At 51.7% G+C, this 14,842-nt stretch carries 13 protein-coding genes; 8 read left to right on the top strand and 5 right to left on the bottom strand.

Annotated features, from left to right (window positions below; translation table 11 throughout):
* Positions 1-24: 24 nt before the first annotated feature.
* Together H4O27_RS10665 and H4O27_RS10670 are read right to left on the bottom strand one after the other, a co-directional pair.
* Positions 25-3,243: an efflux RND transporter permease subunit gene (locus H4O27_RS10665; RefSeq protein WP_165008737.1), complete on the bottom strand. Its 3,219-nt coding sequence runs from the start codon at positions 3,241-3,243 to the stop codon at positions 25-27.
* Between the two features lie 18 nt (positions 3,244-3,261).
* The gene (locus H4O27_RS10670) at positions 3,262-4,515 is read right to left on the bottom strand and encodes an efflux RND transporter periplasmic adaptor subunit (protein WP_165008735.1); all 1,254 of its coding nucleotides are present in this window, start codon (positions 4,513-4,515) and stop codon (positions 3,262-3,264) included.
* A 233-nt stretch (positions 4,516-4,748) separates the two neighbouring features.
* On the opposite strand from H4O27_RS10670, the gene mtrR reads away from it, so the two are divergent.
* Entirely contained in the window at positions 4,749-5,387 is a 639-nt protein-coding gene (mtrR, locus tag H4O27_RS10675) for a multidrug efflux system transcriptional repressor MtrR (RefSeq protein ID WP_165008733.1), read from the top strand.
* A gap of 79 nt (positions 5,388-5,466) precedes the next feature.
* Here the strand turns inward: mtrR and H4O27_RS10680 are convergent, their stop codons facing one another.
* Positions 5,467-7,455 carry an O-linked N-acetylglucosamine transferase, SPINDLY family protein gene (locus tag H4O27_RS10680; RefSeq protein WP_165008731.1) on the bottom strand — a complete coding sequence of 663 codons (1,989 nt, stop codon included), beginning with the start codon at positions 7,453-7,455 and terminating at the stop codon, positions 5,467-5,469.
* Positions 7,456-7,731: 276 nt separating this feature from the next.
* Here H4O27_RS10680 and H4O27_RS13635 point away from each other — a divergent pair, with 276 nt between their 5' ends.
* Both H4O27_RS13635 and H4O27_RS10685 read left to right on the top strand, forming a co-directional pair.
* Positions 7,732-7,878, top strand: a complete 147-nt coding sequence (locus tag H4O27_RS13635) for a hypothetical protein (RefSeq protein ID WP_371870283.1) — start codon at positions 7,732-7,734, stop codon at positions 7,876-7,878.
* Positions 7,875-8,201, top strand: a complete 327-nt coding sequence (locus tag H4O27_RS10685) for a type II toxin-antitoxin system HicB family antitoxin (protein WP_165008729.1) — start codon at positions 7,875-7,877, stop codon at positions 8,199-8,201. Before H4O27_RS13635 ends, H4O27_RS10685 begins: the two co-directional genes overlap by 4 nt.
* A 71-nt stretch (positions 8,202-8,272) precedes the next feature.
* On the opposite strand, the gene ettA is transcribed toward H4O27_RS10685, so the two are convergent.
* Positions 8,273-9,946, bottom strand: coding sequence for an energy-dependent translational throttle protein EttA (gene ettA / locus H4O27_RS10690; protein WP_165008727.1), 1,674 nt, complete (start codon positions 9,944-9,946; stop codon positions 8,273-8,275).
* Positions 9,947-10,338: 392 nt separating this feature from the next.
* Between ettA and H4O27_RS10695 the strand changes: the two genes are divergently transcribed.
* The 3 genes from H4O27_RS10695 to H4O27_RS10705 all read left to right on the top strand — a co-directional run bounded on the left by H4O27_RS10695 (position 10,339) and on the right by H4O27_RS10705 (position 11,666).
* Complete coding sequence (locus H4O27_RS10695) at positions 10,339-10,905, top strand: aldehyde dehydrogenase family protein (RefSeq protein ID WP_165008725.1); 567 nt, start codon at positions 10,339-10,341, stop codon at positions 10,903-10,905.
* Between the two features lie 48 nt (positions 10,906-10,953).
* Entirely contained in the window at positions 10,954-11,289 is a 336-nt protein-coding gene (locus tag H4O27_RS10700; protein WP_165008723.1) for a DUF4298 domain-containing protein, read from the top strand.
* Positions 11,290-11,354: 65 nt separating this feature from the next.
* A complete protein-coding gene (locus H4O27_RS10705; protein WP_165008699.1) occupies positions 11,355-11,666 on the top strand; it encodes a GMC family oxidoreductase N-terminal domain-containing protein in 312 nt (103 codons plus the stop codon).
* Positions 11,667-12,024: 358 nt separating this feature from the next.
* On the opposite strand, the gene murI is transcribed toward H4O27_RS10705, so the two are convergent.
* Entirely contained in the window at positions 12,025-12,837 is an 813-nt protein-coding gene (murI, locus tag H4O27_RS10710; RefSeq protein WP_193004424.1) for a glutamate racemase, read from the bottom strand.
* A gap of 252 nt (positions 12,838-13,089) precedes the next feature.
* Here murI and tsaE point away from each other — a divergent pair, with 252 nt between their 5' ends.
* Complete coding sequence (tsaE, locus tag H4O27_RS10715) at positions 13,090-13,560, top strand: tRNA (adenosine(37)-N6)-threonylcarbamoyltransferase complex ATPase subunit type 1 TsaE (RefSeq protein WP_165008719.1); 471 nt, start codon at positions 13,090-13,092, stop codon at positions 13,558-13,560.
* Positions 13,548-14,780: an N-acetylmuramoyl-L-alanine amidase gene (locus tag H4O27_RS10720; protein WP_165008717.1), complete on the top strand. Its 1,233-nt coding sequence runs from the start codon at positions 13,548-13,550 to the stop codon at positions 14,778-14,780. Before tsaE ends, H4O27_RS10720 begins: the two co-directional genes overlap by 13 nt.
* The last annotated feature ends 62 nt before the right edge of the window (positions 14,781-14,842 follow it).

Here is a 14,842-nt window from a genome sequence, read left to right on the forward strand (position 1 = left end):
TTTCAGACGGCCTGTTAGCTTTGATTAGTGCTTATCAGCGTCAGATTGTGTGGTTTCGTCGGCCAACATACCCGCAGCGGCGGCTTGCTGAACGGCAATTTCATGCTCGTGTGCGGTTTCTTTGAAGAACTTACGCACCACCACATAAAACAGCGGCACCAAGAATACCGACAGCAATGTGCCGATCAGCATACCCCAGAATACCGTTGTACCGATGGCACGCTGGCTCGACGAGCTGGCACCCGAAGCGATATACAGCGGCACCACGCCCAAAATAAAGGCAAACGAGGTCATTAAAATCGGACGGAAACGCAGGCGTGCAGCTTCCAATGCAGCGCCCAACGCGCTCTTGCCTTGAGCCTGCAAGTCTTTGGCAAACTCGATAATCAGAATCGCATTTTTCGCCGACAAACCCATCACGGTTACAAAACCGACTTGGAAGTAAATATCGTTGGCATACGCCGGAATACCGCCCAACAACATATCAAGCAGATTGCGGCCGCTCACGCCAAGCGCAGCACCAATCAGACCCAGCGGAATCACCAGAATCACCGCCAGCGGAATCGACCAGCTTTCATACAGCGCAGCCAATACCAAGAAGATGGCGGCACCGGCCAAAGCATACAGAATCATGGTTTGCGAACCGCCTTTTGCCTCTTCGCGAGACTGGCCGCCCCATTCCAAGCTGTAACCGCCGCCCAATTCTTCAACCATCTGCTGCAAGGCAACCATAGCGGCACCGGTCGAATGGCCCGGAGCCGGCGAACCGGTCAGCTCCATCGCAGGATAGCCGTTGAAACGTACGCTCTGCTGCATACCGTTTTCCCAAGATACGGTGGCAAAAGTCGAAAGCGGCACGGCAACGCCCTGTCTGTTCGGCACAGTCAGCGCCAGAATATCGGCAGGCTGCATACGGCCGGCGGCTTCAGCCTGAACCATCACCCGCTGCAAACGGCCCTGATTCGGGAAGTCGTTGATATACGAACCGCCCAATGCCGTACCCAATACGTTGCGGATACTTGAGAAATCAATACCTTGTGCAGCAGCAGCCTGACGGTTGATGTCGATTTTCAGCTGCGGCGCATCTTCCAAGCCGCCGGCACGCACGGTTTGCGGATTGAAAATCGGGCTTTGACGCATTTTGCCGATCAATTCGTTGCGTTTTGCCAGCAAGGCTTCATGGCCGCTGTTGGTGCGGTCTTGCAGGTAAAACGACAAACCCGAAGCGTTACCCAGTTCCATAATCGCAGGCGGCGAAATCGCAATCGCAAAACCGTCTTTGAGCGTACCCATAGCGGCACCGGTCAATTTGCCGGCAATCGCAGCCGCATTGCTGCCCGGCGCATTACGCTCACTCCAGTCTTTCAGAATCACAAAGCCCATCGCCATATTTTGACCCGAACCGCTGAAACTGAAACCGGATACGCTGATTACGTTTTCCACTTCCGGCATGGATTGGGCAATTTTGGTAACCTGATCAAGCGTAATATCGGTACGCTCTTTGGTCGCACCGGCAGGCAGCTGCACGCTCACCATCACAAAACCTTGGTCTTCTTCCGGCAGGAACGATCCCGGCAGTCGGGTCAGCAGGAATACGCCGACGGCCGACAATGCCACATACACCACCGCCATACGGCCGGTTTTGCGCAGGATTTTCGCCACCCAGCCTTCGTAACCGTGGGTTGCGCTGTCGAATTTACGGTTGAACCAACCAAAAAAGCCTTTTTTCGCTTCGTGATGGCCTTTCGGAATGGCTTTAAGCATGGTGGCACACAATGCCGGTGTCAGCGTCAGGGCAAGGAATGCCGAGAATGCGATTGCTGCAACCATCGTAATCGAAAATTGGCGGTAAATATTACCGGTTGCACCACTGAACATCGCCATCGGCACAAATACCGACATCAACACCGCCGTAATACCGATTACCGCACCGGAAATCTGCCCCATCGCTTTTTTGGTGGCTTCTTTCGGCGGCAAGCCCTCTTCCACCATAATCCGCTCGACGTTTTCCACCACCACAATGGCATCATCGACCACAATACCGATGACCAATACCATCGCAAACATGGTCAATACGTTAATCGACATGCCCATATATGCAATCACGGCAAATGCCCCCATCAGGGAAATCGGCACCACAATCGTCGGAATCAGCGTGTAGCGGATATTCTGCAGGAAGAGATACATCACGATAAACACCAATACGATGGCTTCTACCAACGTTTGGATCACTTTTTCAATCGAAATATCAACGAATGTGGACGTATCATAAGGAACGACCCATTTCATGCCCGCAGGGAAGAATTTTTGCAGCTCTTCCATTTTGGCTTTCACCGCTTTGGCGGTTGCCAAGGCATTACCGCTGTTGGACAGCGATACCGCCATACCGGTTGTGGCCGAGCCGTTGAGTTTGGATTCGGTAGCATAGTTTTCCATACCCAAACTGATTTTCGCTACGTCTTTCAGATAAACGTTGGAACCGTCCGTATTGGAACGCAGCATAATGTTGCCGAACTCTTCAGGCGTACTCAACTGGCCTTGGGCGGTAATGGTTGCCGAAATGGTCTGGCCTTCGTTGGCAGGCAGCCCACCGAGTGCACCGGCAGAAATCTGCACATTTTGGTCGCTGATAGTGGCAGATACATCGGCAAACGACAGATTGAAATTTTCCAGTTTCTTCGGATCAACCCAAATCCGCATCGCACGCTGCGCACCAAACAGGCGAACACCGCCCACGCCGTCAAGACGCTGCAATTCAGGCACGACGTTGCGTTGGGCATAATCGTTCATTTCTTCGACAGAATGGCTGTCGGATGTGAGCATCACCACCTGCAGGAAGTTGGAACGGGCTTTGGATACGGTTACACCGTATTGCTGCACGGTAGCCGGCAGCAAAGCGGTTACTTCCGAAAGTTTGTTCTGCACATTTACCTGCGCCAAATCCTCATTGGTTTCCGGCGTAAAAGCCAGCGTTACCGAACCACTGCCGCTCGAATCGGCAGACGTGGTCATATAGTCCAAACCGTCCACGCCGTACATATTACGTTCGATTACCGACAATACGCTGTCTTCCATCACTTTGGCGGAAGCACCGGGATAAGTGGCGGTCAGAGTAATGGTCGGCGAGGCCACCGACGGATATTGGGAAATCGGCAGGCTTTTAATCCCGAAAAAGCCGGCGGCGATGATAAAAATGGCGATAACCCATGCAAAGATGGGTCGGTCAATAAAAAACTTAGACATGCAGCCTCCTCAATTATTTTATTTGCTGTCGGAAGCAGCCTGTTCGGCTTCAGAGGCGGCCTGATTGTGTGCCGCAGGCATTTGAGGGGCATTTTCAGACGGCTGTTTCCACTCTTTCGGCGTAACTTTTTTCGCACCCATCATACCGGCAATCATCGTACCGTCCACCACCACTTTATCGCCGTCCTGCAGACCGGCCGTGATAATCCAGCTGCTGCCCTGCTGCTGCGCCACCGTTACTTCGCGAGGCTCCAAACCGCCTTGGGCATTGACAATCATCACCGTGTCTTTCGCACCCCGGGTTACCGCCTGTTGCGGCACGACAAACGCATTGGCAACATCGGCCTGATTCATCAGCACACGCACATACAGACCCGGCAACAATACGTTATCATCATTCGGAACCGCCGCACGCAGCGTTACCTGACCGGTGGATTCATTCACAGTCGGATCGGCAAACAGCAGGCGGCCGGTTTGGCCGTACATTTTACCGTTTTCAAACTGAATGCCTACTTGGATACTGCCGTTGACGGTTTGTAATTTACCTTCGGCAATGTCTTGACGCAGCTTCATGATGTCGGTGGCCGATTGGGTTACATTGACATACATCGGATTGGTTTGTTGAATGGTGGCCAATACGGTGGTATCGCCTGCATTCACTAACGTACCTTCAGAAACATTAGACTGCCCGATAAAACCTGAAATCGGCGCGGTAATCCGGCTGCGGCGGACATTAATACCGGCTGATTTAATCGAGGCTTTAGCCGCTTTCACGTTGGCTTCGGCCGAACGCTTAGCCGTGATGGCCGCATCGTATTCTTGGCGGCTGATGGCATCAGCTTCAACCAACGGTTTATAGCGTGCCAAGTCGGCATTGGCTTTGGCCAACGCAGCTTCAGCAGTGGCCAATTGCGCGCGTGCGCTTTCCAAATTGGCTTCGTAAGTGGCGCTGTCAATTTGATACAGCGGCTGTCCGGCGCGGACATAGCTGCCCTCTTGGAACAAACGTTTCTCAATAATACCGCCCACTTGCGCGCGCACTTGTGCTGTACGGACGGATTCCAAACGGCCCGGCAATTCCGTGGTCAATGAAACCGTTTGCGGATACACCGTTACCACGCCCACTTCAGGCGCACGGGCTTCTTGTTGGGCTTGGGCATTTTGACCGCCTTGTTTCTGCGCATCATCGCCTTTTCCGCAGGCCGACAAAGCCAAGGCGGTTGCTGCGGCAATTGCCGCCACACGCAGCATTTGAGAAGCATGAAGATTCATTACTTTTCCTATCGTCTTGATTGTTTATGTAAATTTATTACACACAGCCCATAAACACTACCTGCCTACTTACACGATTTGACCGGAATACAGGCAAGAAAACATCAATGTTGTGACTAAGACATTGATTACATAAGCTGTGATTACGGTCGGTATTATACATACATTCTTGCATGTTATGAAATTATTTTTTATAATACGCAGGATTTTTTACATAAAGATTTGAACGCCAAATGAGAAAAACCAAAATCGAAGCTTTGAAGACCAAAGAGCATTTAATGCTGGCCGCTTTGGAAACGTTTTACAAAAAAGGGGTTGCCCGCACCTCGCTCAACGAAATCGCCCAAACCGCCGGCGTGACCCGCGGTGCGTTATATTGGCATTTTAAGAATAAAGAAGATTTGTTCGACGGCTTGTTCCAACGTATTTCGGACGACATTGAAAATTGTTTGGTGCAGGATTTGGAGAATACCAATAAAGACAGCTGGCTCAATTTCCGCCTGACCTTGATGAAATTTTTTGAGCGCTTGGAAAACAACAACCTGCACAATAAGTTTTACAATATTCTGTTTCTCAAATGCGAACACACCGAACAAAACGAAGCCATCATTTCACTGGTAGGCAAATACCAAACCTTATGGAACCACAAACTCAACATGATTTTGGCAGCATGCGTCGAGCAGCACGATTTAGATGAAAATCTGGATATCGAATTTGCCACCATATTCGTCAAATGCAGCATCGACGGCCTGATTCAGCAATGGCTGGCCGCGCCGCACAACTTCGAACTGCACCTTGTCGCCCCGCGCATGATTGATATTCTTTTAGATAATTTGCAAAACCATCCTTCACTGCGCAAAAAAACGGTTTGATTTTTTCCTTTACGCCTCACAACAAAACTCCGTTAAAACACACATCAAAGGCCGTCTGAAACTTTCAGACGGCCTTCTTTTATCTGCTACACGCATCCTGCCATATCGTTTTTACTGTATCGCACCAGTCGCGGGCAAAGGTTTCCGCATCATAAAGCGGGCTTTCCAGCACCTGCGCGCGCAAGTTTTGGCGCAATGCATTGAGTTCAGTCCAATGCGCCGAATCCGCCCAGTAAAACGCCTTTGTCAAATACTCATCAAGACGCGGGCAAACCCAGTCCGGCAAGCCCGCCGCTGACAAAAGCTGCTGCCCTTGGCGCGACAGCATACCTTCTAAAGCCAAGGTCAGCGTCGGCACGCCCATCCACAGCGCATCCGCCGTGGTCGTACCGCCCGGAAACGGAAAACTGTCCAACACCATATCCACTTCATGATGCGCGGCAAAATAATCTTCATAGCCGCTCATGCCGTGAAAATGCAATACGCCGTCTGAAAAGCCCAAATCGAGTAATTTTTGTTTGAACGCAATTTGCTCGCCGCTGCCTTCGGTTAAACGTGCCGTCTGAAAACGCCAGTGTGCACTTGGGTATTTTTTCGCCACCACCGCCCATGTTTTCAACACATTATCATTCAGTTTGGTCAGATTTTGGAAGCAGCCAAACGTGATGCAGCCGTTTTTCAAGGCGGGCAATTCGTTTACCGTAATATCCAATTTCGGCACACGCATATTCAAGCGCGTGTGAGGCAGGCGGTAAACTTTTTCGCGGTAAAGCTTTTCTTCGCCTTCCGGCACGCAATACCTATCGGCAATCAGTGCCTGCATGGCCGGCAAGCCCGTGGTGGCAAAATAACCCAACCAAGCGGCCTGCACCGGCGCGGCTTGCGCGGCAAACACGCCCATGCGGTGACCGGCGGTATGGCCGTTTAAATCAATCAAAATATCAATGGCGTCTGAAGCGATTTGCGCCATCACCTGTTCATCAGACCAATCGTCAATCTTATGCCACGCCCGAAAGGTCGGACGGATGGTTTCGCTTAATGCGTCAAAAACCGGCGAGTTGGCATAGGCCGTCCAATCAAACTGCTTGGCCGCTTCGGAACACAATAAACCCTGCGCAAACATACCCACCGGATGATGGCGTAAATCCGACGACACCAGCCCGATGTGCAGCCTGTCTTTCGGCTGAATTTCATGCACGCATACATTTTTCGCCTGCGCCGCATACAAATCGCCCAAGCGGAAACTCTCTGCCGCGCCCTGCTCTGCCTGCCCCAAAATATACAGGCGGTTCAAGGCCAAATCGCTTTGTGCTTCGATACTGTCCGGCCGCAGCGCCACCGCCCGTGCCAAAGCGTCGCACGCTTCTTCATATTTCTGCTGAAAATGCCGCATTTTCGCCAAGCCGTACCAAGCATCGTAATTCTGCTCATCCAGCGCCAATGCTTTAAGATAACTTGATTCCGCCGGTGCATAACGTTTCAGACGGCGTCTTGCCCACGCATTGCCCAACCAAATATCCGCACGATCGGGCTGCTGTGCCAATAAGGCCGTCTGAAACGTATCGGCCTCGGCAAAATTCTGTGCATTAAACGCCAACATCGCCGCATATTCCAAACCATCCACATCATTCGGTTTCAACGCCAAAAACGCCTTTACCGCCTGCAAGCCTTCCGCATTGCGCCCCGCATCATTGAGCGTCAACACCAAATTCCAATGCGCCTCGGCATGATCCGGCTTCAGTTCCAATGCCTTGCGCAAATATTGCTCCGCCAAAGCCCATTTTTTCAGGCGGCGGCAGGCATTGCCCAAATTGTTCAATACCGAATGGCTTTTCTTCGCTTCCGGAATCTTCTGCCACATCGCCACCGCTTCTTCTTCGCGGTTTGACTGCGCCAAAATCACCCCCGCCATATTCAACACAGCATCCTGCTGCGGATAAAATTTCAACAACCCATGCACCTTATCCAAGGCCGTCTGAAAATCCTGCCGCTGATACGCGGCCAAAACTTCATTAAACCCCGCTTTCAAATCCGGCTTGGCCGATTGTTTGACAGATTTATTTTTCATGTTGCCCCGTTATGACGAATATGCCGAAGCATTATTTTAAAGGAAAAGGCCGTCTGAAAAACTATTTTTTCAGACGGCCTTTATATGACTACCCATAATTAACCTATCACAAGCCATTGCATTGCGCTTTGATTTCCGATAAAGTAGTACCAAAATACGGTATCAAATTATGAAGAAAAAACACCAAAAACCCTAGCCTTAATTTTCAAACGGCCTGTATCGGGCAACATTAAATGGGCAGACATCGAGGCACTGTTTCAAGAACTCGGCGCGGACATTCAAGAACGTGAAGACAGCCGTATCGCTGTGATTCTGTTTGGACAAGTTCAAGTTTTCCATCGTCTGCATCCGAATCCCGATACCGACAAAGGCGCAGTTGCCGCCGTAAGAAAATGGTTCGAAGCCAACGGAGTAAAACCATGAACAACATCATGATCATCAACGGCCGCAAAGCCGTCATCCAATACGACCCTGAAACTGAAATGCTGCGCGGCGAATTTATCGGCCTCAACGGCGGTGCAGATTTTTATGCAGACAACGTAGCCGACTTACATAAAGAAGGTGCGGTAAGTTTGCAAACTTTTCTTGATGTCTGCGCAGAACAAGGTTTAGAGCCTTACAAACACTATTCCGGCCACTTCAATGTGCGCGTCAGCCCGAAAATCCACGCTGCTGCCGCTGCCGCCAGCAACATCAGTTTGAATGAATGGATTAACCAGACTTTAGAACGTGCGGTTCAAGCCTGATTAACTTTCGGTATCGAAAAGGCCGTCTGAAAAACTAGTTTTTCAGACGGCCTCTTTATCGCCCATTCAAATCAACGCGTTACCGGTTTATACTTAATCCGTTTCGGTTTCGCGCCCTCTTCGCCCAAGCGGCGTTTTTTGTCTTCTTCGTATTCCTGATAGTTGCCGTCGAAGAACACCCATTTGGAATCGCCTTCGCAGGCGAGAATATGGGTGGCGATGCGGTCGAGGAACCAGCGATCGTGGGAAATCACCATCACGCTGCCGGCAAATTCGAGCAGGGCATCTTCGAGCGCGCGCAGGGTTTCTACGTCGAGGTCGTTGGACGGTTCGTCCAGCAGCAGCACGTTGCCGCCGCTCAACAGCGTTTTCGCCAAGTGCAGCCGCCCCCGTTCGCCGCCTGAAAGATTGCCGGCAATTTTGCTCTGATCGCTGCCTTTGAAGTTGAAGCGTCCCAAATAGGCGCGGGCAGGAATTTCAAATTGGCCGACTTGCAAAATATCCCGTCCTTCGGCGATGTTATCGAACACGGTTTTATCGTTTTGCAGACCTTCCCTGCTTTGGTCAATCAGGCTCATTTTCACGGTCTGCCCGATTTTCACTTCGCCGGAATCGGGTTGTTCTTTGCCGGAAATCATTTTAAACAGCGTGGATTTACCCGCACCGTTCGGACCGATAATGCCGACAATCGCACCCGCCGGCACTTTGAAGCTCAAATCGTCAATCAGCACTTTGTCGCCGAACGATTTGGAAACATTCACAAATTCAATCACTTCGTTACCCAAACGCTCGGCAACGGGAATGAAGATTTCCTGCGTTTCGTTGCGTTTTTGGTATTCGTAGTTGCTCATTTCTTCAAAACGTGCCAAACGGGCTTTGGATTTGGCTTGGCGGCCTTTGGCGTTTTGGCGCACCCATTCCAATTCCTGCTTCATGGCTTTGACACGGGCGGCTTCGGTTTTGGCTTCGGTTTCCAAGCGTTTTTCTTTTTGCTCCAGCCAAGACGAGTAATTGCCTTTCCACGGAATACCGTGTCCGCGGTCGAGTTCCAAAATCCATTCGGCGGCGTTGTCGAGGAAATAGCGGTCGTGGGTTACGGCAACCACCGTGCCGGGGAAACGCACTAAGAATTGCTCCAACCACTCTACCGATTCAGCGTCCAAGTGGTTGGTCGGCTCGTCCAACAGCAGCATATCGGGCTTGCTCAACAAGAGTTTGCACAAGGCGACACGGCGTTTTTCACCGCCCGACAACACGCCGATTTTGGTGTCCCAATCGGGCAGGCGCAAAGCGTCGGCGGCGATTTCCAACTCGTGTTCCGCACCGCCGCCCGAACTCGAACCGGCGGCGATAATTGCTTCCAACCGCCCCTGTTCTTCCGCCAAAGCGTCGAAATCGGCATCGGGATTGGCATATTCGGCATACACTTCTTCCAAACGTTTCTGCGCCGCCGCCACTTCACCCAAACCGCTTTCCACTTCTTCACGCACGGTTTTTTCAGGATCAAGCTCCGGCTCTTGCGGCAGATAGCCGATTTTGATGCCGCCCATCGGCACGGCTTCGCCCTCAAACTCTTTATCCACGCCCGCCATAATCCGCAACACGGTGGACTTGCCCGCGCCGTTCAAACCGAGCAAGCCGATTTTGGCACCGGGGAAAAACGACAGCGAAATGTCTTTAATAATGGTTTTCTGCGGCGGCACGACCTTGCTCACACGCAGCATGGAATATACATATTGGCTCATAAATTTTCTCGCTTAATGGTTACTTTTTTCAGACGGCCTTGATGCGGCTATAGGCCGTTTGAAACAGAAATTTCAGACTTCTTGATTCTAACCGAAAATCAGCTTTCCGTAAGGCTTTAAACACAATCAGGCCGTCTGAAAAGCCGCTTACTTTAAAACGACACCTTGATTTTTATTAAAATTTTTCAGACGAGAGGCTGCGTTTATGCGGATTTTGAATAATGTTCGATTTATGTTATGGTAAAAGCAGTTGGAAATTTGTACCAAAAATTATAGTGATTCACTTTAAAATAGGACAAGGCGGTGAGCCGAAGACAGTATAGATAATACTGCTAGACGAACCAACGCCGTACTATTTTAAAGTGGATTCACTATAAAAACGATTATTGTGAATGGTTCATCATGCGTATATCAACGGGGCACACGTCGCACCGAATCCGAATGCCGGCACCTTCGGCAACATCAATCCGGCCAACGGCGAAATCCTTGCCCTTGTGCAGGAAAGCGATGAGGCCGAAATCGAATGCGCAGTTCAGACGGCCATCGAAGGCCGGAAATTTTCGGCGGCATTGACGTCGGTTGAACGCAGCCGCATCCTACTCAAAGCGTTTGAACAAAAAATCATTGGGCGCGTGAATCGAATCCATATCGGCAACCCGCTCGAAGAAACCACCAATTTCGATCCTTTGGCCAGCTTTCCGCACGTGGAAAAAGTGTTGGATTACATCGAACGCGGCAAGCAGGAAGATACCACGCTGTTAACCGGCGTCGGCCGTCTGAAAGCCGGTATCTGCCGGCTCAATGCATGGGGCGAATCACCGGTGCAAATGCCGACGGGCGGCTGCAAACAATCGGACATCGACCGAGAAAACGGCGTTCAAACCCTAATGCACTACACCCGAACCAAATCGGTTTGGTGGATTTGGGCGAATTCCAATCGATGCTTTAAGGCCGTCTGAAAACAAACCGTTTTACCGAACAATCCAAATAAAGAAGGAAAAATAAAAATGAGCCACCCCACCCAACAACGCCTTAACGAAATCCAAGCCCTGTACCGCGAATGGACAGAGTTGCTGCCCAAGCTCGAAGAGGCACGCCGAGACTGGCAGCGCGGCGATGCAATTATGCTCGAGCTGGCGGCGTTTTACTTCGGCGGCGAATACCTTGCCTGCTTGGAAGCCGAAGAACAAGGTTGGCAGCCCGATTTAACCACGCAGGGCGAATACAGCGTATTGAGCGAAGATGCGTTGTGGAATGCCCACGGCGACCAGCAAACGCTGGCATGGCAGTGGATGCGCGACTGCATCGAAACGCTCGACCGCGACCGCAGCCACAGCGGCTGAAGCATTTCAGACGGCCTCAAATCATTTTCCGTCAAACCGGTAACAAGAAAGAGGCAGAAGGTGATTTGAATCCGACTTTAAAATCCGCCTACGACTACATCATCATCGGTGCAGGCAGCGCAGACGCGGTATTGGCGGCGCGTTTGACCGAAACGGCAAACGTGCGCGGTGTGCGTTTCGAGCATCAAGGCCGTCTGAAAAACGCTTTTCAGACGGCCTTTTATTATATGGTGCAATCAATTCACTATACGGTTTCTTTTTGCTCTGCCTTATCCGCGGCTTTACAATCTTGCCCACGTTTTTCACGCTGCTGGTGCATCATTTTGCGCGCTTCCCGATTACGGCGGGATTTTTCGATTCTATCCGAAATACGTTGATTAAGCGTTTTCCGGGCGTTTGGCGGCAATCACATCATCTGCCGCTTGGTTCAAAGTCACATTGTTCAGCTCGAATGCCGGCGCTTTATCCAAAAAAGCGCGGCGTTAACGGAAGCGTCGAGCTCCAACACCGGCATCTATCATAAAAACCGGCTTGCGTTGTTCATATCGTTCTCCTTTACGTCTGCTTCAGACGGCCTTGAATCCATGCCTTGCCTGACGGCTTTATGATATAGTGAATCCACTATAATTCCGCCGTTCGAATGCATGCGCTTTCTTGGCTCAACCCGTATGCAAAGGCCGTCTGAAAAGGATAACGACTTTTCAGACGGCCTGAGGTTTTTATCATTTTATTCGGTTAACCCAAGGTCACCATTTCAATCTTTTCCATACTGCGGCCCAAAAAACGCTCGCCGATGGTACGGAAACGCAGCGGAATATCGCTGACGTAAAAGCGGTAATCCGGCGCAGGATTGTCGGTATTGAGCAACCCGGCTTCGGCCAAGGCTTTGGCGACGGCTTCGGCCGTGGTGATGGCAGAATCGACCAAAGTCACATTCGGCGCTTCTTGGCTGATGAGCGGCTTGAGCAGCGGAAAGTGGGTGCAGCCCAACACCAGCGTGTCAATGCCGTCTACCAGCAAAGGTTTTAAATACTCGCGCGCTGTCAGGCGGGTCACTTCGTGATCGAGCCAACCCTCCTCTACCAACGGCACCAGCAAAGGCGAGGCTTGCGTGCGCACCAAGGTATCGGCATTTCGCGCATGAATGGCGCGGGCGTAGGCATTGCTGTTGACGGTGGTATTGGTGGCGATGATGCCGATTTTATTGTTGCGCGTGGTCGCCAACGCGGCTTCGGCACCGGCGGAAATCACGTCCAACACAGGCATATTGCCGGCTTTTTGGCGGATTTTCGTGCCGGCGGCCGCGGCAATGGTGTTGCAGGCGATGACCAAGGCTTTGACATCGTGTTCCAACAAGAAATCAACGATTTGCAGGGAAAAGGTTTCGATGGTGGCACGCGATTTGGTGCCGTAGGGCACGCGGGCGGTGTCGCCGAAATAGACGATGTTTTCCATCGGCAGCCGCTCCATCAACGCGCGGACATTGGTCAGGCCGCCGACGCCGGAATCGAATACGCCGATGGGGCGTTGTTTGCTGATATTCATGATTGGTGGTTAAAAGTCGATATGGCAGTTATTGTACACGCTTTCAGACGGCATTTTAATAGCCGTTTCGGCTCTCTATCATTCAAGCCATTCATGCAGGCCGTCTGAACCCATTCGGCTGAATTTGTGAAAAAGAAGCGCTCCACCGCCCGGGTTTTACGCCAATTTTATCTAAATTTATCATTCATAAGGTTTGCAAATCTGCCGGATTCCATCATAATTTACGCTTTATCCCACAATAAGAAGGCCGATTTGATGACTGATGGTGCGGGTGTAAGCCGTTTTCTCGCCGACGAAGAAGCGACTTTGGCGCTGGGCGCAAGCTGGGCACAATCGCTGAATGCACCGTTGGTGGTTTATCTGCAAGGCGGCTTGGGCGCGGGCAAAACCACACTGACACGCGGTTTGCTGCGCGGCTTAGGGCATCAGGGTGCGGTAAAAAGCCCGACTTATGCCATTGTCGAATCCTACCCGCTCGCCGATTTTACGCTGCACCATTTCGATCTCTACCGCTTCAGCACGCCTGAAGAATGGGAAGATGCGGGCTTAGACGATTTATTCGACGGCCAAAGCGTTTGCCTGATCGAATGGCCGCAGCAAGGCGGCGAATTTACGCCTGCCGCAGACATTACCCTTTCATTAAATCACGCGGAACACGGCAGAACGGTGACGTTCACCGCCCACACCTCTCACGGCCGGAAAAGTTTGGAAGCATGGTTAAACTGACACGACGACAAATGGTCCGCCAAGCGGCGGGTTTGTTTTTTACACTGACGCCGATTTCCACCGCACTGGCCAAAACCGCCAAGCCCGTTCAATTTGTGGCCGCCCGTATCTGGCCGGCACTCTCCTACACGCGCGTGACGATTGAAGCATCTGCGGTATTGCAGTTTCAGCATTTTTTGCTCGACAACCCCAACCGGCTGGTCGTAGATATTCAAAATACCAACATCAATACCGTTTTACAGGGTATTCCTAAAAAAGTGTTGGCCGACGACCCCTTTATCCGCAGCATCCGCGTCGGACAAAACACGCCGACCACCGTTCGCATCGTGATTGATTTGAAGCAAAGCGTACATCCGCAAGTGTTTGCGCTGGCGCCGGTGGGCGGTTTCAAACACCGCTTGGTGATGGACCTTTATCCGCACGGCGTGGATGTCAACGACCCGATGATGGCCTTGCTCAACGGTAATCCGGTTTCCGGCGCATCGCGTCCGTCCCGTACCGCCGGCAATCCGCCGCCATCGAGCAGTAAAGGCCGCCGTCCGGTCGTAATGATTGACCCCGGCCACGGCGGTGAAGACCCCGGCGCCATCAGTAAAGGCGGTTTACAAGAGAAAAACGTCGTGTTGTCTATCTCGCGCGAAGTCAAAAAACGGCTGGAAGCCTTGGGCTACACCGTGTATATGACGCGTAACGAAGATGTGTTTATCCCCCTCGGCGTGCGCGTGGCCAAAGCCCGTGCAAACAAAGCCGATTTATTCGTTTCGATACACGCCGACTCATTCTCCAGCCCGACCGCCCGCGGCACCGGTGTATATATTCTCAACCCGCGCGGTGCCAGCAGCGCCGCAGCCAAATTTTTGGCGCAAACGCAAAATAACGCCGATGCCATCGGTGGTGTGCGCACCAGCGGTAACCGCCATGTGGACAACGCCCTACTCGACATGGCGCAAACCGCCACCATGCGCGACAGCCACGAGCTCGGCCAATCGGTGCTGACCGAATTAGGCAAGCTCAACCAGCTACACAAAGGCCGCGTGGACGAAGCTAACTTCGCCGTCTTGCGTGCGCCGGATATTCCGTCGATTTTAGTGGAAACTGCTTTCCTGTCCAACCCGGTTGAAGAAAGGCTGTTGGCAGATTCGTCTTTCCGCATCCGCTGTGCCCAAGCGATTGCCACGGGGATACAGAAATATGTTAATTCGGCAATTTTGCGCCGCTAAATCAAAAGGCCGTCTGAAATTCAGACGGCCTTTTTATAGTGGATTCACTTTAAAACAGGACA

It is taken from the genome of Neisseria yangbaofengii (assembly GCF_014898075.1).
Classification (GTDB): Bacteria; Pseudomonadota; Gammaproteobacteria; order Burkholderiales; family Neisseriaceae; genus Neisseria; species Neisseria yangbaofengii.